The 22,775-nt window shown below is 69.3% G+C and carries 24 protein-coding genes and 2 pseudogenes; 10 read left to right on the plus strand and 16 right to left on the minus strand.

Features of this window, described 5'->3' with window-relative positions; all coding sequences use genetic code 11:
* Nucleotides 1–183 (plus strand): annotated as a pseudogene (locus VAE46_RS02200) (hypothetical protein); the annotation flags it as partial.
* Here VAE46_RS02200 and VAE46_RS02205 read toward each other — a convergent pair.
* The 7 genes from VAE46_RS02205 to VAE46_RS02235 form a co-directional block, all read right to left on the minus strand.
* A complete protein-coding gene (locus VAE46_RS02205) occupies nucleotides 143–937 on the minus strand; it encodes a protein-glutamate O-methyltransferase CheR (RefSeq protein WP_322795274.1) in 795 nt (264 codons plus the stop codon). The pseudogene VAE46_RS02200 and the gene VAE46_RS02205 overlap by 41 nt on opposite strands.
* Nucleotides 934–2,022, minus strand: a complete 1,089-nt coding sequence (locus VAE46_RS02210) for a chemotaxis response regulator protein-glutamate methylesterase (RefSeq protein ID WP_322795275.1) — start codon at nucleotides 2,020–2,022, stop codon at nucleotides 934–936. Before VAE46_RS02210 ends, VAE46_RS02205 begins: the two co-directional genes overlap by 4 nt.
* A 10-nt stretch (nucleotides 2,023–2,032) precedes the next feature.
* Nucleotides 2,033–2,389, minus strand: a complete 357-nt coding sequence (locus VAE46_RS02215; RefSeq protein WP_322795276.1) for a response regulator — start codon at nucleotides 2,387–2,389, stop codon at nucleotides 2,033–2,035.
* Between the two features lie 11 nt (nucleotides 2,390–2,400).
* On the minus strand, nucleotides 2,401–2,907 hold the full coding sequence (locus VAE46_RS02220; RefSeq protein WP_322795277.1) for a chemotaxis protein CheD: 507 nt from the start codon (nucleotides 2,905–2,907) through the stop codon (nucleotides 2,401–2,403).
* Nucleotides 2,904–3,497 (minus strand): chemotaxis protein CheC, encoded by a 594-nt coding sequence (locus VAE46_RS02225; protein ID WP_322795278.1) that lies wholly within the window; start codon nucleotides 3,495–3,497, stop codon nucleotides 2,904–2,906. Before VAE46_RS02225 ends, VAE46_RS02220 begins: the two co-directional genes overlap by 4 nt.
* A gap of 37 nt (nucleotides 3,498–3,534) precedes the next feature.
* A complete protein-coding gene (locus tag VAE46_RS02230) occupies nucleotides 3,535–5,640 on the minus strand; it encodes a chemotaxis protein CheA (protein WP_322795279.1) in 2,106 nt (701 codons plus the stop codon).
* 81 nt (nucleotides 5,641–5,721) lie between these two features.
* On the minus strand, nucleotides 5,722–6,222 hold the full coding sequence (locus tag VAE46_RS02235; RefSeq protein WP_322795280.1) for a chemotaxis protein CheW: 501 nt from the start codon (nucleotides 6,220–6,222) through the stop codon (nucleotides 5,722–5,724).
* Nucleotides 6,223–6,446: 224 nt separating this feature from the next.
* Between VAE46_RS02235 and VAE46_RS02240 the strand changes: the two genes are divergently transcribed.
* The 3 genes from VAE46_RS02240 to VAE46_RS02250 are packed head-to-tail and all read left to right on the plus strand — an operon-like array spanning nucleotide 6,447 to nucleotide 8,395.
* Nucleotides 6,447–7,496 carry a flagellar motor switch protein FliM gene (locus VAE46_RS02240; RefSeq protein WP_322795281.1) on the plus strand — a complete coding sequence of 350 codons (1,050 nt, stop codon included), beginning with the start codon at nucleotides 6,447–6,449 and terminating at the stop codon, nucleotides 7,494–7,496.
* A complete protein-coding gene (locus VAE46_RS02245; RefSeq protein WP_322795282.1) occupies nucleotides 7,489–7,839 on the plus strand; it encodes a hypothetical protein in 351 nt (116 codons plus the stop codon). The genes VAE46_RS02240 and VAE46_RS02245 overlap by 8 nt, the downstream gene beginning before the upstream one ends.
* Before the next feature lie 34 nt (nucleotides 7,840–7,873).
* Nucleotides 7,874–8,395 (plus strand): chemotaxis protein CheX, encoded by a 522-nt coding sequence (locus VAE46_RS02250; RefSeq protein ID WP_322795283.1) that lies wholly within the window; start codon nucleotides 7,874–7,876, stop codon nucleotides 8,393–8,395.
* Nucleotides 8,396–8,725: 330 nt separating this feature from the next.
* Here VAE46_RS02250 and VAE46_RS02255 read toward each other — a convergent pair whose 3' ends face one another.
* Both VAE46_RS02255 and hisS read right to left on the minus strand, forming a co-directional pair.
* Nucleotides 8,726–9,463, minus strand: coding sequence for a DnaJ domain-containing protein (locus VAE46_RS02255; RefSeq protein WP_322795284.1), 738 nt, complete (start codon nucleotides 9,461–9,463; stop codon nucleotides 8,726–8,728).
* Between the two features lie 37 nt (nucleotides 9,464–9,500).
* Nucleotides 9,501–10,778, minus strand: coding sequence for a histidine--tRNA ligase (hisS, locus tag VAE46_RS02260; RefSeq protein ID WP_322795285.1), 1,278 nt, complete (start codon nucleotides 10,776–10,778; stop codon nucleotides 9,501–9,503).
* Nucleotides 10,779–10,856: 78 nt separating this feature from the next.
* Between hisS and VAE46_RS02265 the strand changes: the two genes are divergently transcribed.
* A complete protein-coding gene (locus VAE46_RS02265; protein ID WP_322795286.1) occupies nucleotides 10,857–13,124 on the plus strand; it encodes a bifunctional (p)ppGpp synthetase/guanosine-3',5'-bis(diphosphate) 3'-pyrophosphohydrolase in 2,268 nt (755 codons plus the stop codon).
* 6 nt (nucleotides 13,125–13,130) lie between these two features.
* On the opposite strand, the gene VAE46_RS02270 is transcribed toward VAE46_RS02265, so the two are convergent.
* Nucleotides 13,131–13,331 carry a hypothetical protein gene (locus tag VAE46_RS02270; protein ID WP_322795287.1) on the minus strand — a complete coding sequence of 67 codons (201 nt, stop codon included), beginning with the start codon at nucleotides 13,329–13,331 and terminating at the stop codon, nucleotides 13,131–13,133.
* Nucleotides 13,332–13,449: 118 nt separating this feature from the next.
* Here VAE46_RS02270 and VAE46_RS02275 point away from each other — a divergent pair, with 118 nt between their 5' ends.
* Nucleotides 13,450–13,740 (plus strand): hypothetical protein, encoded by a 291-nt coding sequence (locus VAE46_RS02275; RefSeq protein ID WP_322795288.1) that lies wholly within the window; start codon nucleotides 13,450–13,452, stop codon nucleotides 13,738–13,740.
* On the opposite strand, the gene VAE46_RS02280 is transcribed toward VAE46_RS02275, so the two are convergent.
* Together VAE46_RS02280 and VAE46_RS02285 are read right to left on the minus strand one after the other, a co-directional pair.
* A complete protein-coding gene (locus VAE46_RS02280) occupies nucleotides 13,737–15,266 on the minus strand; it encodes a YifB family Mg chelatase-like AAA ATPase (protein WP_322795289.1) in 1,530 nt (509 codons plus the stop codon). The two genes, VAE46_RS02275 and VAE46_RS02280, sit on opposite strands and share 4 nt — an antisense overlap.
* Nucleotides 15,267–15,312: 46 nt before the next feature.
* Nucleotides 15,313–16,794 (minus strand): PLP-dependent aminotransferase family protein, encoded by a 1,482-nt coding sequence (locus tag VAE46_RS02285; protein ID WP_322795290.1) that lies wholly within the window; start codon nucleotides 16,792–16,794, stop codon nucleotides 15,313–15,315.
* Nucleotides 16,795–16,859: 65 nt separating this feature from the next.
* Here VAE46_RS02285 and VAE46_RS02290 point away from each other — a divergent pair, with 65 nt between their 5' ends.
* Together VAE46_RS02290 and VAE46_RS02295 are read left to right on the plus strand one after the other, a co-directional pair.
* A complete protein-coding gene (locus VAE46_RS02290; protein ID WP_322795291.1) occupies nucleotides 16,860–17,219 on the plus strand; it encodes a hypothetical protein in 360 nt (119 codons plus the stop codon).
* Nucleotides 17,197–17,823: a pyridoxamine 5'-phosphate oxidase family protein gene (locus VAE46_RS02295; protein WP_322795292.1), complete on the plus strand. Its 627-nt coding sequence runs from the start codon at nucleotides 17,197–17,199 to the stop codon at nucleotides 17,821–17,823. Before VAE46_RS02290 ends, VAE46_RS02295 begins: the two co-directional genes overlap by 23 nt.
* On the opposite strand, the gene VAE46_RS02300 is transcribed toward VAE46_RS02295, so the two are convergent.
* The 4 genes from VAE46_RS02300 to VAE46_RS02315 form a co-directional block, all read right to left on the minus strand.
* Nucleotides 17,820–19,106 (minus strand): hypothetical protein, encoded by a 1,287-nt coding sequence (locus tag VAE46_RS02300; protein ID WP_322795293.1) that lies wholly within the window; start codon nucleotides 19,104–19,106, stop codon nucleotides 17,820–17,822. The two genes, VAE46_RS02295 and VAE46_RS02300, sit on opposite strands and share 4 nt — an antisense overlap.
* A 34-nt stretch (nucleotides 19,107–19,140) precedes the next feature.
* Nucleotides 19,141–19,542: a hypothetical protein gene (locus tag VAE46_RS02305; RefSeq protein WP_322795294.1), complete on the minus strand. Its 402-nt coding sequence runs from the start codon at nucleotides 19,540–19,542 to the stop codon at nucleotides 19,141–19,143.
* Nucleotides 19,543–19,685: 143 nt separating this feature from the next.
* Nucleotides 19,686–20,321 carry a cytidylate kinase-like family protein gene (locus VAE46_RS02310; protein ID WP_322795295.1) on the minus strand — a complete coding sequence of 212 codons (636 nt, stop codon included), beginning with the start codon at nucleotides 20,319–20,321 and terminating at the stop codon, nucleotides 19,686–19,688.
* Nucleotides 20,322–20,464: 143 nt separating this feature from the next.
* The gene (locus VAE46_RS02315) at nucleotides 20,465–21,808 is read right to left on the minus strand and encodes an HD-GYP domain-containing protein (RefSeq protein ID WP_322795296.1); all 1,344 of its coding nucleotides are present in this window, start codon (nucleotides 21,806–21,808) and stop codon (nucleotides 20,465–20,467) included.
* A gap of 254 nt (nucleotides 21,809–22,062) precedes the next feature.
* Between VAE46_RS02315 and VAE46_RS02320 the strand changes: the two genes are divergently transcribed.
* Nucleotides 22,063–22,536: a CBS domain-containing protein gene (locus VAE46_RS02320; RefSeq protein ID WP_322795297.1), complete on the plus strand. Its 474-nt coding sequence runs from the start codon at nucleotides 22,063–22,065 to the stop codon at nucleotides 22,534–22,536.
* 12 nt (nucleotides 22,537–22,548) lie between these two features.
* Nucleotides 22,549–22,775, plus strand: a pseudogene (locus tag VAE46_RS02325) (2-oxoglutarate ferredoxin oxidoreductase subunit alpha); the annotation flags it as partial.

Below are 22,775 nucleotides of genomic sequence, written 5' to 3' on the forward strand. Positions count from 1 at the left end.
TCGCTGGCCATGGCCGCCGCCCTCGTCTACCTCGGCGAGCACTACGTGGCCGATGTGCTGGCCGGCGCCGGGTGCGCCCTGCTGGCGTGGCTGGCGACCCAGCGCCTGGTCCCGCTGCCGGCGAGCGAGCGGGCGGGGGCCGTCAGGCCGCCTTCTGGTAGAGGTTCGTCCCTGCCGTCCTGAGGCCGATATCGCCTGAGCGCATGATCATCTCGCTCCCGCCGATGAACAGCACGCCGCCGGGTCGGAGCGCCTTGCTGAAGCCCGTGTAGATGTGCTGCTTGGCCTCTTCGGTGAAGTAGATCACCACGTTGCGGCAGAGGATGAGGTCGAGGTCCGTCGGGTAGGGGTCCTTGAGCAGGTCGTGGCGGCGGAAGGTCACCCGCCGGCGAATCTCATCGATCACCCGGTAGGTGCCCTGCTCGTGGATGAAGTACTTCTTCAGGTAGGCCGGCGGGACGGAGCGGACCTCGCTCGGGAGGTAGCCGGCGCCTTCGCGTGCCCGGGAGAGGATGGGCATATCCACGTCGGTCGCGAGGATGGAGTGGCGGCCGGCGGGGTCGATCGTGTCGAGGATCATCGCCACGGTGTACGGTTCGCAGCCGATGGAGCAGCCGGCGCTCCAGATCTTCAGCGTCCGCCGCTCCTGGAGGAGTTTCGGGAACCACTTCTTTTCGAGCTCGAGGAAGCGTTCGGGCTGGCGGAAGAACTCGCTGACGTTGATGGTGAGGGTGTCCTTTACCTCATCGAGCAGCTTCGGGTCCTGCGCGATAGCCCGGGTGAAGGCCGACCAGCTGGTGATGCCGCGCCGGGTCATCAGGCTGGCCAGGCGCCGCTTCATCTGCGGCTCCTTGTACTGGCCGAGCGGGACCCCGATGGCGGCCTCGAGGGCGCGCCGGAACGAAAGCCACTGCGGGTCGTGCGATTCTTCGGTCATCGTCCTGTCCTCGCGGGGATGGTGGCCACGAGCGTCGACGCGACTTTTTCGAGGGGGACCTGGCGGGCGTTGCGGGTCTTTTCGAGCGCGACGCGCGGCATGCCGTAGACCACGCTTGTGGCCTCATCCTGCACCACGATGTGCCCGCCGGCGGCCTCCAGCCGGGCCGCACCGTCCGCGCCATCGCGCCCCATGCCCGTCAGGATGGCTGCGCTGGCGGCGCCGCCGTAGGTATCCACCACCGAGAACAGGGTCAGGTCGACGCTGGGGCGGACGCCGTGGAGGGTGGGGCCCCGGTCGAGGCGGAGGCGCCGGTCGCGGCCGACGAGGAGGTGAAAGTCGCCGGGCGCGACGAACGCTCGCCCGGTGGTCAGCAGCTCGCCGTCCTTCGCCTCGGCCACGGGGACCTGCGAGATCGAATCCAGCCGCCGGGCGAGCGCGCCGGTGAAGCCGGCAGGCATATGCTGGACGATGAGCACCGCAGCCGGGATTGAGGCGGGCAGGTGGGGCACCACCTGGGTGAGCGCCGGGGGTCCGCCGGTCGAGGAGCCGATGACGACCACGTAGGTGGCGGGCGTCCCGGATGCCGGGGCGGCAGCAGGCGGCCGCAGCGCCGCCGGGCGGGGCGGCACCGGGGCCAGGGGACCGCGGCGCCGCTGTACCCGCGCGACGCTGGCCCGCTGCACGGCCTCGTACAGCCGGTCGGCGACGTTGGCGAGGTCGGTGCTCAGGCCGGAGGGCTTGCCGACGCACTCCACAGCGCCCGCTTCGAGCGCGCGAATGGCGGTCTCGGTGCCCTCATGGGTCAGCGTCGAAACCATCACCACCGGCGTCGGCACCGTCTTCATCAGCTCAGCGACGGCCGTGACGCCGTCCATCTTCGGCATCTCGACGTCCATCGTGATGACGTCGGGCCGGAGTTCGAGCGCCATGCGGATGCCCTCGACCCCATCGGCTGCCTGGCCGACCACCTGGATGCCCGGGCGGGCGGTGAGCAGCCGTTCGATGGCGCGGCGCATGAACGCCGAGTCATCGACGATGAGGACCCGGATCGGCCGTGCGGGGGAGGGAGCCGGGAATGCCACCGGGAGCCTCCTAGTTGCAGAGCTTGCTGACGGCTGCGAGGACCCGGTCGGCTTCGGCGGGCTTCACCAGGAAGTCCTTGGCGCCGCTCTTCACCGCCTCAAGCACGATCTGCTGCTGCCCCAGCGCGGTGACCATGGCCACCTTCGCGTTCGGGTCGACCTTGCGGATCTCCTTGAGGGCGGTCAGGCCGTCCATCTCCGGCATGGTGATATCCATGAGGACGGCATCCGGCTTCGCGGTGCGGTACTTCTCGAGCGCATCCAGCCCGTTCTCGGCCTGGATCACCTCGTAGCCCGCTTCGGTGAGGATTTTCGACATCCGCATGCGCATGAAGGCGGCGTCGTCGACGACGAGGATGGTTGCCATTGCTGGTTCTCCTACAACTCGCTGGCCGGTGAAGCCGCGGTTCTCACAAAGGTTTTCCCGGTGGCCACGTGGACTTCCATGGTGCGGCCCCTGGTGCCGCCGATGTCCGCCGCGGACACGCGGATACCGTGCTGCTTCAGCCGTTCGCATATGGCTTCGGCATTGCGCTCGCCGATCTTGAACTTCTCGGCGTTGGCGGCGCCGAGGACCGCGGCCCCGCCGGCCAGTTTCACAATAAGCCGCCGCCGGTTGGCCCCGGCCTCGGCCAGTTTCTGCAGCAAGAGGTCGACTCCCGTATCGGCGAACCGGGCCGGCTCGCGCGGGTCGGCCTGCTTGCCGTTCGATGCCGGCAGGAGGATGTGGGCCAGGGCCGCGACCTTCGCTTCGGGGTCGTAGCAGCTGATGCCGATGCACGAACCCAGCCCGTAGGCCACCAGGACCTCGTTCGCATCCTTGCTGACCGCGAGCTGACCAATCCCGACCGAAACCCGGCGGGCTTCGGCGACGAGCGTGCTCATGCGGCTACCCTCTGCAGTGCGGCGAGGGAGACCGGGTCGGGAGCGACGATCAGCAGCCCCGCCGTGCGGCCCTTCTGGTCTTCGAAGATGGCGTCCATCATGACCACATCGCCGCCCTGCGAGAGGACCTCGGCGTAGACGGACTCCACCAGTGCGATGGCCATATCGTGGATGACCGTCGGCGGGCTGGGGTGGAGGATGAGGTTGAGGTGGTCGGCCAGGGCGTTGACGAACGCGGAGCCCACGATGTTCCCCAGCTCGGAGATCGCCGAGAAGGCCATCTCGTCCGGCTCCTGCGTGGTCCCGGGCTCCTGCCCGCACATGAGGTCGACGCACTCGAGGGCGCGCTGCTCCGGGAAGAGCAGCATCACGTGCCCCGTGATGTCGCCCGAGATGGAGAGGTACGAGCCGAGGACCACGCTTTCGTCGCCGCCGACCGCTGCGCAGAGGTCGGTGTTGGTGCCCGCGCGGATATTCGGCACGTGGATCGCTATCTCCTGGCCCATCAGGCCGCTCAGGCCCCGGCCCGCACGGCTCGCCCCTTCGGCGGCGACCACCTCCAGGGCAGGGATCAGCTCTTCAACAGCCATATGTCCTCCTCCGAAACTGGGCGAACCGTGGTTCGGCTCAGGCCGGGACGGCCAGCGCCGCCTGCTCCGAGACGAGACTTGCGATATCGACGATGAGGCCGAGCGTGCCGTCGCCGAGGATGGTGGCCCCGGTCAGCCCCTTGCGGGTGCCGAGGAGGTCGCCGAGCGATTTCACGACGACGTCCTGTTCGCCCAGGAGCCGGTCGACGATGAAGGCCGCCTGGCGGTCGCCGTGGCGTGCGGCGACGACGAAGTAGCCGTCGGTCGGGAGCGTGCGCGGCCGGGTATCGCCGAGCGCGGCGGCGAGGTCGATCATCGGCAGCAGGCGCTGCCGCAGTCGCAGCGTCTTCCGGCCGGAGACGGTGTGGATGTCGGCTTCGTGGTCGGCCAGCGCCTCGGTCACCGAGACGAGCGGGATGGCGTAGACGATGCCGTTGGCCGAGACCATCAGCGCCTTGGTGGTGGCCAGCGTCAGCGGCAGCTGGATGATCACCTCCGAGCCCTTGCCCGGCGTGCTGCTGACCGTGATCTGGCCGTTCAGCCGCTCGATATTGGTGCGCACGATGTCCATGCCGACGCCGCGGCCGGAGACATCGGTGATCTGCTTCGCGGTTGAAAGCCCGGGCAGGAAGATCCACTGGACCGCCTGCTCCTCGGTCGCCGTCTCCGCGGCCTCGCGGGTCATCAGGCCCTTTTCCACGACTTTGCGGCGCAGCGCCGCCGTATCGATGCCGCGCCCGTCATCCCGCACGGAGATGTAGATGTAGGTCTCCTGGTTCCAAGCCGTAACGGTGACGGTGCCCGTCTCGGGCTTGCCCAGGGCGCGGCGCTCTTCCGGCGTCTCGATGCCGTGGTCGACCGCGTTCCGCAGGATGTGGACCAGGGGGTCGGAGATCTCCTCGATGACGGAGCGGTCGAGCTCCGTCTCTTCGCCAGCCGTGACCAGCTCCACCTTCTTCCCGCACTTGACCGCCACATCGCGGACGAGCCGCGGCAGCCGCGACAGCACCGACCGCACCGGGAGCATGCGGCTGCGCATGATCTGTTCCTGCAGCTCATCGGTTACCCGGGCGAGGTGGGCCGTGGTCTCCTCGAAGTTGTCCATCAGCTCGCTGAGGTTGGCATCGCGCAGCACGCTGCTGAGCTGCTCGCGCACCTGCTGCAGCCGCGTGCGGTCGATGACGAGCTCGCCGACGAGGTTCATGAGGCCGTCGAGCCGCTCGACATCGATACGCACCGACTGGGAGCCCTTCTTCGCGGCGGACCCCCGGCTGCCCTCGGCCGGCGCCGACTCGTCGCGCTGGCCGCCCGGGACGGCCTGCAGGCGGGGCGCCGCCGGCTCGGGGGCGAAGCCCTCCACCGTCCCGCCCGCGAACCCGGCGGGTAACAGCTTGGTGCGCACCCGGGCCACATCGCTCACGGCGCTGACGGCAGCGACCACCTGCTCCTCGGTGCTCGGGGTGATGAGCAGCGCGGCCATCTGGTATTCGCCGCCCCCGGACTCGATCACCTCCCGGTCGGGCCAGCACACCGCCGCCCTGCCGATGCTCTCCAGCTCCTGCAGCACCTGGTAGCAGCGAATCGACGGCAGCTGGCAATCATCGGCGATATCGACCACAACGAGGATGGCGCTGCGGCCCTCCGCCAGCTCATCGCGGAAGGGTTCGAGCGCCGCGGCCGGCACTTCGTAGGCGGGGGCCGCCGGGGGCTCCAGCGGGGCCGCCCCGGGGGCCTCGCCCTCGAGCACAGCGTGGAGATCGGCCTCCAGCCGCGCCGTCTCGATGCCCGAATCGACCCGGGTGACCACCTCATTGGCGAGGACGCGCAGGGCGTCCAGCCCGGCGAGCAGGGCATCCACCACGTCGGAGGTGGGGGCGCGCCGGCCCTGCCGAACCGCATCGAGCACCGTCTCCATCGCGTGGGTCAGGGAGGCCATCTTCTTGTGGCCGATGGTGGCGCTCGACCCCTTCAGGGTGTGCGCGGCGCGGAAAATCTTCTGGACGAGGGCCGGGTCCGGTTCGCCTTCGAGCTGCACGAGCGACTGGTCGAGCAGCTCGATCTGTTCCTCCGCCTCTTCCAGGAAGAGCTTCAGGTCCTCGTCATCGAGGTCGAACTGCAAAGGGGTTCCCTTGGTGCTGGCCATGCGGCGGCACTCCTCCCGTTGGTGGCATGCATGCGCAGCGTGTCAGCAACACGCCGGCGATGGGTCGCGCTGAGGGCCGGTTCAGGCTGCGCGGGAATAGCCAGCGTAGTCCTCGGCCGGCGCGGGGAGCACCCCATCGAGATCGACCAGCGAAACCAGGCGATCCTCCAGCTTGGCGACGCCCCGCAGGTAGCTGTTTTCCGGGACCGTCACGATCGCGCTCGGCGGTTCGACCTGGTCGGCCGGGATGCGCATCACTTCGGAGACGGCATCGACGATCAGTCCGACCATGCCGGTCGCGCTGCTCACCACCACAATGCGCGTCTCGCTCGTGTAATCGCCGGCCGGCACGCCGCAGCGCTTGCGCAGGTCGATGACCGGCACCACGCGGCCGCGCAGGTTGGTGATGCCTTCGACCCAGAAGTCGGCCCCGGGGATGCTGGTGATGGTCTGCATCCGGACGATCTCCTGGACGGCCTGGATATCCAGCGCGTAGTACTCCTCGCCCAGCTTGAAGATGACGACGTGCTCCTCGCCCGAAGGCAGTGCTGCCGTCTCCGAAGCGGATTCGAACCTGGCCACAGTAGTCCTCCCTGGGAAATTCCCGGCACGGTCGGCCGGGGGCGCTAGTCAAAGCTACGAATGGCCGTGCCCCGGCGGGCATTGGCAGCATCCCCCAAACCGTCTCCGGATCTCCCCTAAGGCGTCCGCCGCTTCGAGGGATTCCTCGTTCACGGGCTAGGGATTTCGCGGATTTCCTGCCGATAGTCATGAAGAAGAGACTGCGCGGAGGAGGAAAGGCCGCTGTGGCTTCCGAAAACGCCGTCCTGACCCAGCGCGAGATCGACGCCCTCCTCAGCGCCGATGTCAGCCAGCTCGATGCTGACACCATCGTCACGCTGCCGCCGCCGTCCCGGAAGGACTCGGGCACCCGGCGGGTCAAGCCGTACGACTTCCGCCACCCGGAGAAGCTCTCCAAGGAGCAGCTCCGCGGGTTGCAGATCATCCAGCAGGGCGTCGCCAGCTCGATGGCGGCGAATTTCTCCGCCCGGCTGCGCGCGCCGGTGGAATCCCGCCTCAGCGCCCTCGAACGCGGCATCTACGAGGAGTACGTCAGCCAGCTGGGCACCCAGTCGGTTGTCGTCATCATCGATATGTCGCCCCTCCAGGGCTACTCGGTGGCGGCTTTCGGGCTCGATGTCGCCTTCGGCATCATCGACCGGCTGCTCGGTGGGAAGGGCAAGCGCGCGCCTCGCGTGCTCAACCGCGACCTCACCGATATCGAAATCGCCCTCATCCGCCACATCGGGATGGACATCGCCCGCTCGCTCATCGAGCCGTGGGCGCGCATCGTGGAGCTGACGCCCGATGTCTCCGAGCTCGCGCTCGGCCCGCAGGTGATGCACGCCATCCCGCCCTCGGAGTTCGTCATCACCGCCTGGTACGAAATCCGGCTGGCCGAACAGACCGGCGGCATCTCGCTCTGCTTCCCGCTGACCATCCTCGAGCAGATCCTGCCGAAGCTGACCGGCCAGAGCCTGTTCGACAATCGGCCCGGCCGGGGCAGCCGCGAGCACGAGCGCGTCCGCGAGGATCAGCTGCGGCCGATGAAGGTGGTGGTCCGCGCGCGGCTGGGCAGCGCCTGGGTCGAGGCGACCGACCTGGCGCAGCTCGCCCCGGGCGATGTGATCGTGCTCGACCAGCCCGTCGATGAGCCGCTCCGGGTGATGGTCGGCAACTGCGAACGGTTCGCCGGCTTCCCCGGCACCCACGGGCGCAAACTCGCGCTACAGGTGGAGGGGCTCATTGACGATGATGGTTGGGTGAGACCGTTTGAGGAGCCTGCGGATGGCTAGCACGATTCCCATCCGGGCGGTGCTGATGTCGTCGGAGATCATGAACGGCGGCACCGGTTTCCACCGCCTGGTGTTCAAGGTCGATGGCGGACGGTCAGGCATGTCCAACGTGACGGTGCTCATCTCGCAGGACGCGCACCGCAAGCTGGTGCAGCAGATGGCCCGCGCCCGCTTCGCACCGGTGGAGAAGGCCACGCTCCTCAAGACGTGGGCGCGCTGGGAGATCGCCATGCGCTTCGAAGAGACGGGCATTATCCCGTCCACGGTCACCATCACCTCACGCGATATCGACGATTTCGGCGCCTACGCCTGCGACCTGGGGCGCACGCTGCAGGTCGGCTAGCGGCTTCGGTTCACGCACGAGGAGGTAAGCAAGCATGCACGCCAGGATCACTGTCGCCGAGGCCGCCCAGGCCGCAGCGGAAGCGGGCGAAAGCACCCGGGTCGAGCTGGTGGCGCCGTTCGTCGAGGCGGCGGCGCGGGTCATCCAGCAGGAGTGCGGCGAACGGGTGACCCGCGGCAAGGTGCACCGCGTCCGCTCTCCGCAGACGAGCAACGAGGTGTCCGTCCTCATCGCCATCACCGGCGGTGTCGCCGGCCTGGTCATCTACTCGATGTCGGAAGAGACGGCGAAGGGCTTCGCCTCGCGCATGATCGGCGAGCCGGTGAAGGAGTTCGATGCCCTGCCGCAGAGCGCCATTGCGGAGCTCGCAAACATGATCACCGGCCAGGCCGGCATCGGGCTCGAGCGGAACGGTTTCCCGAGCGACATGTCGCCGCCCGTCCTGCTCCTGGGGCGCGGCAGCAGCATCGCCACCCTGAACCTGACCCGCCTGGTGGTGCCGCTGGTGGTCTCCTTCGGCGAATTCACCATCGACCTCGCCATCAAGGAAGTCTGAGCTCCGCTAGAGCATTGCCGCGCCGCGGAGTAGCATGCCTCCGATGACCGCTCGACCACCCCGGCGCCGGCGCCGGACCGATGCCCCCGCGGCAACTCTTCCCCGTCCAACCGCCTCTCCAGCTGCCGCCGGCGAACCTCTCCCCGCGCGGCGTACCATCCCCGGCCGCGTGCGTGAGCACCACGTCGCCAAGGACTACGGCTACGTCAAGCGGGACCTGCTCGGCATCGCCGCCGTGGGCGCGGTGACGCTCGCCTTCATCGTGGCGATGAGCTTCATCGTCCAGTAGGGACTTGCCCGGTTCGTTTGCTCCAGAGTCCGTCCCGCGCGCTACCGCAGATTGTGGTAGGCCAGGTAGGCCGCAATCCCGGCGGGCAGCAGCCCGTAGGCCCACACCTGCGGCACGATCAGCACCATCACGCCCCAGGCTACGAGAATGCCCGCGATCGCGAACGACACCACCGCCGGGCCCCGCTTGTTGCCGGTCGCCGCTTCGAGCACGCGCGTGAAGGCGTAGCCGAGCCCTGCCCCCACGAAGATGGCAAAGAAGCCGAAGGTGAACGGCAGCAGCACGACCCCCCAGGCGACGCCCATCACAACCCCGCCCACGAGCGAGGCGACCGCCGCCCGGGCCATGCCACCGGCGGTGAGGGTGTAAATCGGGTTGCGCGCCATCCGGGCGCAATCCCGGCAGCGCGCGCCGACCGGCGTCTGGATCAGGCACTTCGGGCAGATGGGCGTGCCGCAGCGGCTGCAGCGCAGGGCAGTCTCCACCCCCGGGTCGCGCGGGCAGGCCACGACCATCCCGGGGGGAGGCGCGGCTGCTGCGGCTGCGGGCTCTGCCGGCGCCCGGGAGGCGCCGTTCCGGCGGGCGTCGTACGCGGCCCGGCGCTCGCGGTTGGAGAGGACCGCGTAGGCCGCCTCGACCTCCCTCCGGCGCTCGCGCACGGCGGGGTCGGGGTCGGCGCCGAGGCGGGCCACCAGGCTGCGGTAGGCCGCGTCGATGACCTCCGGGCTCGCATTGGGCGAAACCTCGAGCAGTTCGTAGTAGTCGGGCTCGTCCGTCATTCGACGATCGTACCGGCCGCAGCGGAAAGGGGCAGGTTCAGGCGCCGGAAAGCCTGGCTGCGACGGCAGCGGGCACCGCGCCCCGGGGGAGCGTCTCCTGCGCGCCGTCGCCGGCGAGGTCCTTCAGCGTAGCCGCCCCCTCGCGCAGCTCGTCCTCGCCGAGGATGATGGCAAGCCGCGCGCCGGCGGCGTTCGCCGAGCGGAGCTGCGCTTTGAACGAGCGAGCGCCCTCGCCGATGACGGTGGCGATGCCGCGCGCGCGGAGCTCCGCGGCCAGGGCGATGGCCGCCGGGCCCGAGCCTTCGCCCCGGTGGACGATGAAGACCTCTGCGAGCGGCCCCGGCTCGAACACAATGCCGTTCTTCTGCAACTCCAGGATGATCCGTTCGATGCCGGTCCCGAAGCCGATGCCCGGGGTCGGCGGGCCGCCGAGCAGCTCCACCAGGCCGTCGTAGCGCCCGCCCCCGCCGATGGTGCCCTGCGCGCGCTCGTCGTCGTCCGGGACCACCTCGAAGACGGTGCGGTTGTAGTAGTCGAGCCCGCGCACCAGCAGGGGGTCGATGACGAAGCGCACGCCCGCGGCGGTAAGGGCCGCCTGCACCGCCTCGTGGTGCTCCCGCGCGGCCGGGCTGAGCTGGTCGATCAGCTTCGGCGCGCCCTCCTTGAACGGCAGGTCGCGCTCGTCCTTGCTGTCGAGCAGCCGCAGCGGGTTCCGCTCGAACCGCCGCTGGCTATCCTCCGAGAGCTGCGCCAGGTGGGGGCGGTAGTACGCTTTCAGCCGTTCGATGTAGGCCCGCCGCGGTTCGAGGTCATCGAGCGAGCCGAGCCGGACGGTCACGCCGCGGATGCCGAGCCGCTCGTACAGCCGCCAGAGCATGATGATCACGTCGGCATCGACGAGCGGGTCCGCGGAGCCGAGGACCTCGGCGTCGAACTGGGTGTGCTGCCGGTAGCGGCCCTTCTGGGGCCGGTCGTAGCGGAACATCTGGTGGGTGGTGTAGAGCCGCACGGGCTGGGGCCAGCTGCCCATGCCATGTTCGAGGTAGGCGCGGACGATGGCGGGCGTCCCCTCCGGCGTGAGCGCGAGCGTTTCGCCGCCGCGGTCCTTAAAAACGTACATCTCCTTCTCGACGATATCCGTGGTATCGCCGCTGCCCTTTTCGAAGACGCCGGCGTATTCGAACGCCGGGGTATCGATGCGCTGGAAGCCGTGGAGCCGGGTCACGTCCCGGACGGCGTCGAGGACGGCCTGCCAGTATGGCTGCATCGCGGGCAGCACGTCCTGGGTGCCGCGGGGGGCCTGGAAGCGGGTCATGGAGGTGTTCCTGACGGGCGGGGGTCGTTGCATGGTAGGATAAAAAGAAGGTTTGCCCCGGCAAAGAGGCGATCGCTCATGTCCGTGAGCCCTGGTGAGCCAGCCGTAGCGAGCGTCACCATCGACGCACTCATCCAGCGCGCCTCCCAGTACCTGCCCGCCGAACGCCTCGACATCATCCGCGAAGCCTTCGCCTTCGCCGAGAAGTGCCACGCCGGCCAGTTCCGCAAGACCGGCGACCCCTACATCTCCCACCCCGTCGCTGTCGCCGAACTCGTCGCAAACCTCGAGCTCGACCACCTCGCCATCTCCGCGGCCCTGCTCCACGACGTGCAGGAGGACTGCGGCGTTTCGAACGAGGAGATCGCGGCGAAATTCGGCCCGCGGGTGGCGAAGCTCGTCGATGGCCTGACCCGCCTTGATAAGCTGCCGATGAACGTCGGCGGGCTCGACCCGGCCTGGGGCAGCACCCAGGCGCAGAACCTCCGCAAGATCTTTCTTGCCATGGCCGAGGACATCTCGGTCGTGCTGATCAAGCTCTGCGACCGGCTGCACAACATGCGCACGCTCTGGGCGTTCCCGCCCGAGAAGCAGCGGCGGATCGCGCTCGAGACGCAGGAGATTTTCGCGCCGCTTGCCAACCGCCTGGGCGTCTGGCAGATCAAGTGGGAGCTGGAAGACCTCGCCTTCCGCTACCTCGAGCCGGAGAAGTACCGCGAGATCGCGGAGCTGCTGGCCGCCAAGCGCGTCACCCGCGAGCGCGTCATCGCCGAGGCCTCGGCCATCCTGAAGGAGCACCTGGAGGCGGCAGGCATCCGCGCCGAGATCACCGGGCGGGCCAAGCACATCTACAGCATCTACCAGAAGATGATGCGCTATTCCGCCCAGTCGAAGACGTTCGACCAGATCTACGACCTCCTGGCGATGCGCGTCTTCGTGGACACGGTGACCGAGTGCTACCACGCCCTCGGCGTCATCCACGCCCTCTGGCGGCCCATCCCCGGCCAGTTCGACGACTACATCGGCAACCCCAAGGATTCGATGTACCAGTCGCTGCACACCACCGTGGTCGGGCCCGGCGGGCGGCCCCTCGAGATCCAGATTCGCACCTATGAAATGCACCGCGTGGCCGAGTACGGCGTGGCCGCCCACTGGCGCTACAAGGAGGGCGGCAAGCAGGTCGGCCGCGATGAGGAGCGCATCGCCTGGCTGCGGCAGCTGCTCGAGTGGCAGCGCGACCTCGTGGGCGCCGACGAGTTCGTCGAATCGGTCAAGACCGACATCTTCCACGACCAGGTCTTCGTCTACACGCCCAAGGGCGACGTGCTCGACCTGCCCAGCGGCGCGACCCCGCTCGACTTCGCCTACCGCGTGCACACCGACCTCGGCCACCAGACGGTCGGCGCGAAGGTGAACGGCCGGATGGTGCCGCTCAACTCGCAGCTGAAGACCGGTGACGTGGTCGAAATCCTGCGCAGCCGGACGAGCAAGGGGCCCTCGCGCGATTGGCTCAACCAGAACCTCGGCTACGTCCGCACCGCTCACTCCCGGGAGAAGATCCGGCAGTGGTTCCGCAAGCAGGAGCGGGCAGAGAACATCGAGCGCGGCCGCGAAATGCTCGAGAAGGAGCTGAAGCGGCTCGGCTGGGAGATGGGCGAGCGGCAGGACCAGCTGCTCGCGATGTTCAACTACAGCAACTGGGACGATTTCCTCGCTGCCATCGGTTACGGCGGGGTGAGCACCAACAGCATCGCCCGCAAGGTGGCGGCCCTCATCGAGCGGGAGGAGGCCGAGGCCGAGCCGCCCCCGGACCTCCCGCAGAAGCAGGAGCCGGCCAAGCTCGGCGGCCCGGGGATGCGCGTCCTCGGGGTCGGCAACCTGCTCACCACCATGGCCCGCTGCTGCAACCCCGTCCCCGGCGACCAGATCGTCGGCTACGTCACCCGCACCCGCGGGGTCACCGTCCACCGGGCCGACTGCCTCAACATCCTCAACGAGGAAGAGCGCGAGCGCATCGTCGAGGTCGAATGGGGCACCGTCAGCCGCCTGTACCCGGTCTCCGTGCGGATCGAAGCCTGGGACCGCGTCGGGCTCCTGCGCGACATCACCACGGTCGTCACCGATGAAAAGGTCAACATGGTCGGCGTGCGCACCATCGAGAACGGCGATGGTTCGGTGAGCATCATGGCCACGCTGGAGACCACCGGCATCGAGCAGCTTTCGCGCCTGCTCTCGCGCATCGAAATCGTCCGCGGCGTCCGCTCGGTCGAGCGGATCCAGGAGCGGCGCCGCAGGCAGAACCAGCAGCAGGACGAGCCGCTGCCCCTCCGCCGCACCGCGCCCTGACCCCGTTCAGGCGGCCCGCCTCCCCACCGTCGACCGGAGGGCGGTGCGACGCTGCGGCACCTTCCCCGGGCGAACGCAGCCGCCCTGGCGGCGCCCGACGTGCGGGCGGCGCGCTTCGATGGCCTCGGTGGCCATCGCCGCGAGCAGGAAGGCGGCGGTGCCGATGAGTACGAGGTCGACGAGGATCGTGAGGCCGGGGTTCACCATGGTTCGCACATCCGTTCGAGAATGACCGCAGCATAGGCGAACAGATGTGCGACCGTCAACACAAATGTTCGAAAGACGTCAGCAGGTGACGCGTGCCCCGAGCGGCTATACTCCCGCCATGGCGCGCGCCCGCTCCTCCTTCACCCTCCCGTCCGAGCGCGCCCTTGCCTTCGGGCGGCAGTACGGCGAGGTGCTCCAGCGCTGGGCCGACCTCTTCGCGGCGGCCAGCGCCCTGGTGGAGGCGAACGTCCGCATGGGCGAACTTGCCAACGAGGCGGCCCGGGAGTTCGAAGCGTGGCTGCGGGAGTCCGCGGAGAGCCCCTTCCGCTGGTTCGGGCCCGAGGCGGTGCAGCGGATGATGGCGGCGTTCACGCCCCCGCCGCCGGGCGGTCCCGCGGCGAAGCCCTAATCGAGCCGGGCGCGGTACTGGATGCTCTCCGCCATGTGGGCCGCCGTGATTGGCTCCGAATTGGCCAGGTCGGCCACCGTCCGCGCCACCTTGAGCACCCGGTGGAAAGCCCGTGCCGAGAGGTTGAGCCGTTCGACCGCGCGCTTGAGCAGGTCGGCCGCGGCCGGTTCGAGCATGGCCTGCGCGTGGTCGCGCACCTCGGCGGGCGTCATCTCGGCATTGGTGCTCGTGCGGCTGCCCCGGAAGCGGCGGTCCTGGATCTCCCGGGCAGCGGCGACCCGTTCGCGCACCCGCTCGGAGGGCTCGCCGGGCGCGGCCGCCGTGAGCTTCTCGATCGGCACGCGCGGCACATCGACGAAGAGGTCGATACGGTCCATGAGCGGGCCGCTGAGCCGCCGCTGGTAGCGGGAGACGAGCGCCGGCGGGCAGGTGCAGGCGCGTTCAGGATCGCCAAGGTAGCCGCAGGGGCAGGGGTTGAGCGCGGCGCAGAGCATGAAGCTCGCCGGGAAGGTGACCGCCTGGCGGGCGCGGCTGATGGTGACCGTCTTGTCTTCAAGCGGCTGCCGCAGCATCTCCAGCACGTGGGGGTCGAACTCCAGCAGCTCATCGAGGAAGAGCACGCCGCGGTGGGCCAGGGTGATCTCGCCCGGGCGCGGCACCGAGCCGCCGCCGACCAGGCCGGCGTTCGAAATCGTGTGGTGCGGCGAACGAAAGGGGCGGGTCGCGATCAGCCCCGTGCCCGGTCCCAGCAGCCCGGCGACGCTGTAGATGCGGGTCACCTCCATCGCCTCGCCGCTGGTGAGCGGCGGCAGGATGCCGGGCACCGCCCGCGCGAGCAGCGTCTTGCCGCTCCCCGGCGGGCCTTTCATGACCACGTTGTGACCGCCCGCGGCCGCGACCTCGAGCGCACGCTTCACGTGCTCCTGCCCCACGATGTCAGCGAAGTCGGTGACCTGCGCGGCGAGGGGGTCCTCGCCGGCGGCCCGTGTCGGCGGCTGCGGGGTCAGCTGCTGCGCCTCGTTGAGGTGGGCAGCCAGCGCGGCCAGCGATGGCACGGGGTACACCGTGAGCCCCTGGACGAGGGCGGCCTCGGCGGCGTTGTCGGGCGGGACGAACGCGCGGCGCCTGCCCTGTGCGGCCGCCGTCATGGCCATCGGGAGCACCCCGCGGACCGGGCGGACGTCGCCGGTGAGCGCCAGCTCCCCGATGAAGACCGCATCCTCGACCTCGGCCACCACCTGGCCGGATGCGATCAGGATGCCGAGCGCGATTGGCAGGTCATAGGCGGGGCCTTCCTTGCGCAGGTCGGCCGGGGCGAGGTTGACGGTAATGCGGTTGTTGACGGGCCACGCCAGCCCGCTGTTGCGAATCGCCGAACGGACCCGCTCGCGCGACTCCTGCACCGCTGTATCGGGCAGGCCGACGACCGTAATTGCGGGAAGCTGGGCACGGGTGATATCGATTTCGACTTCGACCAGCGCGCCATCGAGCCCGACGACCGCACAGCTCAGGACCCGGGCGAACATCGCCGGATTGTAGCCGCCGAACGGCGCAGTCGGTCAAACTCGGGGCTCAGCCGGCGAACTGCTGCACCACGTGAGCCAGCGCAGCGATGCCGGCGGCAATATCGCGCTCGTCGACGCTTGAATAGCCTATGACGAAGCTGGCCTCGGCCGGCGGTGGCCCGAGGTAGTACCCGGTTGCCGGGTAAATGCCCACTCCGGCTTCGCGCGCTGCGTTTGCCAGTGCCTCGCCGTTGCGCATCCCATGGAGCGTCACCATCAAGTGGATGCCGCTTTCTGTGCCGCCGATGGACGCCGTGCGGCTGAAATGCTCGCGCAGGGCAGCAATGAGGACTGCGCGCCGGCGCGCATAGACCTTGCGCATCCGGCGGAGGTGACGCGCAAAGTGGCCCTCGCTGAGGAAGAGGGCGAGTACGGCCTGCGTCAGGAGCGAAGCATGGCGGTCGGTTACCCACTTGGCCGCGGTGAACGCGTCCGCGAGCTGCGGCGGGGGCACCACGTAACCCAGGCGAAGCGCAGGCAGCAGCACCTTCGACATCGTGCCGGTGTAGATCACCCGTCCCGCGCTATCGAGGCCCTGCAATGCTGCCAGGGGGCGGCTTTCGTAGCGAAACTCGCTGTCGTAGTCGTCCTCGATGATGAGCGCGTTCAGCTGGCGGGCGCGTTCGAGCAGGGCCAGCCGGCGCGGGGCCGACATCACCGCGCCTGTGGGGAACTGGTGCGAGGGCGTCACATAGATCAGCTTCGCAGGGGCCGGGATCAGGTCGACCCGCATGCCTTCGTCGTCCACGGGCACGGGCGCCAGCTCCGCTCCTACCCCCGCGAACGCCGCCCGCGCGCCCGGGTAGCCCGGCTCTTCGATGGCGACGACGTCGCCCGGGTCCAGCAGCAGCCGGGCTGTGAGGTCGAGCGCCTGCTGTGAGCCGCTGACGACGAGCAGCGAGTCGGGCGTGCAGCGGACGCCCCGGCTCCGCTGCAGGTAGCGCGCGAGTGCCTCCCGCAGCGCTGGGAACCCCCCGGGGTGGCCATAGCCAAGGAGTTCGGGGGCGGGGTAGTCCAGCACACGGCGAGTGAGCGACCGCCAATCGGCGAGCGGGAATTCGGCGAAGGAGGGGGTCCCGTAGCGGAAGTCCCAGCGCAGGGGGGCGTCCCGGATTGCGGCTGACATGCCCGTAAGCCCGGCATCGCGCAGGCGTCGGCCGGCTGAGGAGAGGTCGAGGCGCGCCGGGACGGCGGCCCGCGCCTGCACCGCTTTCGCCGGGCCGGCCTCGAACGCCCGGTCGGGGATTTCTGGAGCGACGAACGTGCCAGAACCGTGCCGGGCAACCAGGTAGCCTTCCGAGGTCAGCTGGTCGTAGGCGTCCAGGACGGTGTTGCGAGCCATCCCGAGCGTCCGGGCGAGCACTCGAGTGGGAGGAAGCCGCTCGCCGGGTCGAATGCGTCCATCGGTGATCGCCTGCCTGAGGCCGGCGGCCAGGCGGCGGTAGGCGGGCAGCCCCGGGTCCTCCGGAAGGTCGATGACGATGTCCATGGTCCCTGCTTCTCGTCGGAAAGTGGCCCTGTCATCTGGGCTGCCGTTGGCAACAGTATGGAACCATGGAAGCGATGTGGGAATCGGCATGGCGCTTACCCGCAGCCTGGGCGATGGCCCTCCTCGGTCTTTGGCTGATCGGAGTCGGCATCCGCCTCGCATGGCATAGCCTGTGGACCCCCAATCCTGACGCGCGGACCATGTGGTCGCTGATGCACGGCATTCGCCGGGTGACGCAGGGGCTGGCGCTCTTTGGTATCGGGTTGGGCTGGGCGATGCAGTGGCCGGTGGCCGTTGCTGCCGGTGTGCTCTTCGGGTTCGAGGAATCCATCGAGACGGGCATCGCCGGCTGGGCACTTCGCCGCGATGTGCCTGCCATTCCCGGGTGCAAGGAGGACCACGATGGGCAACCTGCGACGCCGTGACGCCGAAGTGACCGACCGGGACCGCCTGCTTGGATGGCTCGACCGTCAGACGCACGGCTGCCTCGCGTATCTGCGACACGACGGGTCGCCGGGAATTGTCAGCCTCAACTTCGCGCGCTGGGGCGAGCACCTGGTGTTTCACGGCGCCCGGGAGGGGGAGAAGGCGCACGCGCTCGTGCGGGGCGCCGAGGTCAGCTTCATGGTCGCCGAGCCGCTGGCGTTGCTCCCCTCGTACCTCTTCGATCGGCACCTCGCCTGCCCGGCCACGAACTGGTACCGCTCGGTGGTCATTCATGGCCGGGTGCAGCCGATTGAGGACCCGGCGGCCAAGGCTGCCGCCCTGCAGGCACTGATGCAGAAACTCCAGCCGGAAGGCGGGTACGCGCCGATCGCGGATACTGAACGGTACGCAAAGTCCCTCGCCTCCACCGCCGTTTATGCCTTGCCGTTGGATGAAATGACGGGCAAGTTCAAGCTCGGGCAAAACCTGCCGCGTGCAAAACGGGCCATGGTAGCACGGTTTCTCCGCGAGCGCGATGGCGCACTCGACCGCCTCACGCTCATTGCGATGGACGAGATGGGCCTGCTTGAGCCCGGCGGCTAGGGCTCGCCCAGCCGTTCCTCCATCCAGGGCACGATGACGTCGATGAGGCGCTCCCGCGGATCCTTCAGGGCGCGACCCTCCGGGCCCACGGGGTTGAGGTAGTGGTCGGCCCATTCGAGTGTGACGTACTGTCGGTCGGCGGCGCCGCTATTCTCGAAAATCTCCCGCTGCTCGGACGGGAAGATGTCGCTGTCGCCGTCGGGGTAGACGATGAGCGTCGGTACCGTGACGCGGCGGATGGTATCCGGCAGCTCGGCCTGCGAGCTGGTGCCGCTCCAGGTGCTCAGCCAGCCCCGCGGCGTCATCACCCGCGCAAGCCCGCCGGGTCCGTAGTTGCCGATGATTGGGTCGCCGGGGGAGAAAATGCTGCCGAGCGGCCTGCGGCTCGGGTCGATGGTGGGGTCGAGGTAGGCCGGGTTCGCCAGCGTCCGGTAGATGACCAGGTAGCGGCCCAGTCGCGCCCGGCGGCGAATGAGCCCCTGTTCCCCGGGCGAACGCCCCGCGAAATCCCCGGAGCGCAGCTGAGCACGGAAGTAGCGGTGCTCGGCGAGGTACTCCCGGGCGATGGCGTCCAGCCGCTCCGACCGCTGGCGCTGGCGCAGCCGGTACTCCGCCAGCCACGCGCGGTCGTAGCTGCTCGCCTCCGGGAAGGGGCGGTAGCCGTTCTCCGGGTTGTACATGTCCCAGCGGGGGTCGCAGCTGGTGGGGTCGTGCTCATCGACCACGCTGGGGTCGATCACGTTGAGCATGAAACGGCCTTCGCCCGGGTGCGCGGCAACCGCGATGTAGAGGTCGGCCGGCGGCATCGATTCGCCGGCGAGGTCGATCGGTTCGCCGCCGGGGCTGGCGGTCAGCCGTTCCGCGGGAGGCCGCTCGGCCTGCGACTGGTAAAACGCCAGGAGCGAGCCCCCGCCCGAGTTTCCCAGCAGGACCACGCGTTCGAAGCCGCGCTCGCGGAGCCAGCGCATCCCGGCCGCGATATCGAGCAGCAGCCGCTCGTGCACCATGTCGGTGTCGTTGTTGAGGTAGCGGCTCGCCTGCCCGAAGACGGCGTACCCGCGGGCCATGAGTCCCGGAACGACATAATGGCGGGTGAAGTCGCCCCGCGGGTGCATCAGGTAGACGACCGTGCGCGGCTCGCGGCCTGGCGGGCGGTAGAGGATGCCGAAGCTTTGGGCGGTGTCCGAAGCCTCGAGGTAGACCACCTCCCGGCGGATGGCCGGGTCGAGGCTGGCGAAGGCGAAGGGCAGGCGGCGGGTGCGTTCTTCCGGGGATGCGGCCATGGCGCGCATCCTACCAGCCGGCGCCGCCGGGGAGTTAGCGCGGCGCGCGCCCGTCCAGTCGGCGGGCGACCCCCTCACGCACCGAGCGGACGGCGTCCGCATCGCTGCCGAGCGTGTACACGATGATGACAGCCCGCCCCATCCGGTATGCATCGGTGTAGACGAGGTTGCCATCGCGGTCCGGGCGGGCCGTCACGTAGCTGCGGGCGCCCTCGGCCTGGTAGACCGGCTGCCCCTCGGTTTGCACGGTCCCGGGCCCGAAGAGGTCAGGCGGGGGGTTTTTGAGCGCCTCCGCGATGGGGCCGAATTGCGCTGAGGCGGCCTCGGCGGTGGGGTGCAGGCTGACCTCGACCCGCACGTTGCCGACCGCGCCGCTCCCGGCGTAGATCGCCACCGCGGCATCGAGCTGCGGGTCGAGCGCGGGCGGCCTGAGCATGCCCTCGCGCCGGAAGCCGAGGTCGGAGAGGTCGGGGAGGAGGTCGGCCGCAGTCGAGGCCGGCGCGGTCGGGCTGCCGCTATTGTCGTCATCCCCGCAGGCGGCGAGGAGCAGGCCTCCCGCGAGCAGCAGCGCGAGGGCCGCTAGCGCAATTCGGCGAGCCGGACTACCACCTCCGCGGCGGCTTCCGGCCCGAGCCGGTCGGTACTCAGGCAGAGGTCGTAGGTGGAGGGTGTCAGCCATCCGATGTCGTAGACGCGGCGGAAATACTCGACCCGCTCCGCGTCGGTCCTTTCGATAATCTTGAGCGCCTCCTTCTCGTCGACGCCCATGCCCGTCATGATCCGCCGCGCGCGGCATTTGGGCGAGCCCGTCACGAGCACGCGCACGACATCGGCGCGGTCACGCAGGATTACCTGCGCGGCGTGGCCGACGATGACGCAGCCGCCCTGGTCAGCAAGGTCGCGGATGACATCCTCGATGAACCGGCGGTAGTCGCTAGAGGTGAAGAGCGGACTCGTGGCGAGCGGCACCGGGTCGGCCCAGGCCGCGGCCGGCATCGAGGGGTTGCGGGCAAGTGCCTCCAGGATGCGGGTCAGCAGCGAAGGGGTGTGCTCCGCTTCGGAGACCGTTTCCGGCGAGACGCCGGCCTCCGCCGCGGCCTGCTGGATCACCTGGTAGTCGACATAGCGAAAGCCCAGCCGCCGGGCGACCGCCTGGGCAACCTCTTCCCCGGCGGTCCCGACCTGGCGGGAAACAGATACCACGCGCGTGTTCATGAGCGACCTCCCTGGCGGGTGGCCGCGATTGTAGCGCAGCCCTGTCAACGCAGAAGGCGCGGCGAGGGGAGCAGAAAGGGATGGGGGCCGGCGACCCGGCCCCCGCTGCGGGAAGTGCCCGTGCGGACGGGTTGGCGCCCGTCTCAGGCCTCGAACGGTCCCGCCACGCTTTCGAAGCGTGAGAGGACGTAGGGGTCCCAGCGGCTGCCGGAGAGTCCGCGCAGTACGTCGAACGCCTCCTCGCGCGGCAGCGCCCGGCGGTAGGGACGGTCGCTCGTGAGCGCGTCGTAGGCTTCGCAGATACCGATGATCTGCGCTTCCATCGGCACTTCGCTGCCTTCGAGCATGCCCGGGTAGCCCTTACCGTCGACCCGTTCGTGGTGACAGCCCACCCACCACGCGGCGGCGCCGAGCCCCGGCACCTCGCCCAGGATGTCGCGGGCGTAGACCGGGTGCATCTGGACGGCAGCCATCTCGTCGACGCTCAGGATGTCGGGCTTGCGCAGGTAGCGGGCGGGCACACCGAGGGTACCGATGTCCTGGAGCAGGGCCGCCACCTTCACGAGGTCCGCCCGCCGCTCGGTCATGTCGCAGGTAAGCGCCACCCGCCGCGCGAGCTCCGCGATGCGGCGGCCGGAACCTTCCTCGCGGGCGTTGCGCACGTCGATGACGTCGGCCAGCACGCCGAGGAAGTCGAAGAGCTCCTCGCGGGCCAGAATGCCGCCGTAGTTGAGCGCCATCAGGCCGGCGCCGAGGTCGTTGTCGTACAGCCCGAGCCAGAAGTCGTCGCGGCCGGCGATGTCCGCCATCCGGGCTGCCAGGTCCGGGTCGACTTCCCGGCCGGCCATCTCCTCGACCAGTCGCGGGCCGCTCTTGCGGACCACCAGCGGGGATGCCTCGGTATCGAGTAGCGATTCGAAGCGGTCCGCGAGCGAGACGATCCGGCTCACCAGCGGGGTCTGGCTGCCCGGCAGGGCCCCCGGCCGGCCGGAGCCGTCCCAGCAATCGTGGTGGTGCAGCACCGCCCGGGCGACTGTCTCGGGGAAGCCCATCCGCCGGGCGATGGAGGCGCCCGATTCGCAATGCCGGGCGATCGACTCGATCACCTCGGCCCAGCTGCCGGCTGCCGCGCGGGGAGGGTGCTCGGGCGAACGCCGCGCCCCGCCCCAGAAGCGCAGCCCCCGGCCCCCCGGCGGCGCTACCGGCTCCATCGCCGCCATGCCGACATCGTGCAGGAGGCAGCCAAAGAAGACTTCTTCGATGCGCTGGGGCTCGAGCCAAAGGTCGCTCGCAAGGTAGACCCCGATGTAGGCCACCCGCTGGGCGTGGCCCGGTTTGCGCCCCTCCGCAAGGTCGAACGCGCGGCTGAGCGCGCCGACCAGCGTCCCGCGCGAGAGACGCGGCACCCCGGAGAGGCTCGAGTCTTCGTACAGCGAGGGGTCGAGAAACTCCGCCTTGACCGTCTGAATCTGCGCCTTCGAGCCCATGGTTCCCCATGCTCCGCCGGTTGCGGACCGTATTTCGGATATCGACGTCGAAACGGAGGCGGTGCAGAGACAGGCGGGTGACGGGCGGGCGAAATCAGGAAGAGTCGTAGGGCATATCGCCGATGGCTGGCCGGGAGAGGGCGGATGGCCCTGCACGACGCCAGCGATAGGCGTACACTATCGGAGGAAGCGCGCCGTGCAGCCGCACGTCCGCGAGGTCCGCGCCCATCCCACGCAGGCGAACGACAGCGCAGATGGATCGCACCCGGCTCAGCCGGTTCGTCAACCAACGCCTCTCGGAGCTGACCCTCAGCGAGCCAGCGAGCGTTTCGCCATTCACGTCAGTCCGCGACGCCGTAAACCTGATGAACGCGCGCGGGGATTCCTGCGTCCTCGCCATCGAGGGCGACGAACTCCGCGGCATCTTCACGGAACGGGACGTTGTGGCGAAATGCATGGAGGATGGGTTCGATTGGGACCAGCCGCTCGAGGCTTCGGTGCTCACGAAGCAGCCGCGGGTGATTGCCTCCACAGGGACGGTGGCCGAAGCAATCGCCCTGATGCAGCAGCATCACTACCGGAACCTGCCCGTGGTGGAGGGCAGCCGCGTAGTTGGCATCCTGCGGCTGGGCGACCTCCTCCGCGACCTCGCGGAAGCCTACCCCGAAGACGTCCTGAACCTGCCTCCGCGCCCTCACCAGGTGATGGAGCGACAAGAGGGTGGATAAGAGCAGACCGTCATGACTACTGAAGCTCAGCTCAAGCCGGAACACATCGTTGAAGAACTCGAACGGGTCACCATCCGCTTCGCCGGGGACTCCGGCGACGGCATGCAGCTTACCGGCACGCAGTTCACCCGCACGGCCGCTGTCTTCGGCAACGACCTCGCCACGCTCCCGGATTACCCGGCCGAAATCCGCGCTCCCACCGGCTCGCTCCCCGGCGTCTCGGGCTTCCAGCTCTCCTT

This window comes from Tepidiforma sp., from assembly GCF_034433535.1.
Taxonomy (GTDB): Bacteria; Chloroflexota; Dehalococcoidia; order Tepidiformales; family Tepidiformaceae; genus Tepidiforma.